At 36.5% G+C, this 594-nt stretch carries 1 protein-coding gene and 1 pseudogene; one reads left to right on the top strand and one right to left on the bottom strand.

Going from position 1 to position 594, the window contains the following annotated elements; all coding sequences use genetic code 11:
- A partial coding sequence (locus tag R7044_RS26675; RefSeq protein WP_318141747.1) for a glutaredoxin domain-containing protein occupies positions 1–80 on the bottom strand: 80 nt, incomplete at its 3' end.
- A 305-nt stretch (positions 81–385) separates the two neighbouring features.
- Here R7044_RS26675 and R7044_RS26670 point away from each other — a divergent pair.
- Positions 386–594: pseudogene (locus tag R7044_RS26670) on the top strand (hypothetical protein); the annotation flags it as partial.

Here is a 594-nt window from a genome sequence, read left to right as displayed (position 1 = left end):
ATGTTTTTCGAATCAAGATAACGTTGAGCATCTTTGCAGTGAGGGCATTTGTCTTTGACGTAAAGAACGACACGTTTCATTGAATTTCTCTCCATTATCATTGGGAGGCGAAGTCTACTATATGCTTCTTCAGCTCTCCAGGACTTGATTTGTTGAGTAAAAGAATGAGGTGTGGAAAGTGAAAGTCATAAAAATGTAATGCCAATAAAGAACGTAAGGTTGGGAAAAAGTACCAAACGCTTTGATTGGTACCTGTAGCAATAGAACTTAAATATCCTTTTATCTACTATCTGAATGCTAATTATTGCATTGATATGACGTTTTTATGAATTGTTGTAACTAATTCACTTAAACGTCGAGTTTTACTTTAAATTCGGAAGAGAAAATGTCAGGGAAGCGGGTCGCGAAAAATACGCTTTTTCAGATCGTCAAAATGCTAATTACGACCGTAGTTAACCTGTATATGGTACGTGTTTTACTCCATCAACTTGGTGTTGAAGGCTATGGTATTTTCAACCTTATTGCCGGCGTTTTGGCGTTAATGCTGTTTTTAAATGGAGCAATGACAACATCAAGTCAGCGTTATTTGTCTTT

This window comes from Vibrio sp. 1402 (assembly GCF_033340275.1).
Note: the sequence above shows the minus strand (reverse complement) of the source record. Positions and strands in the feature narration are given on the sequence as shown.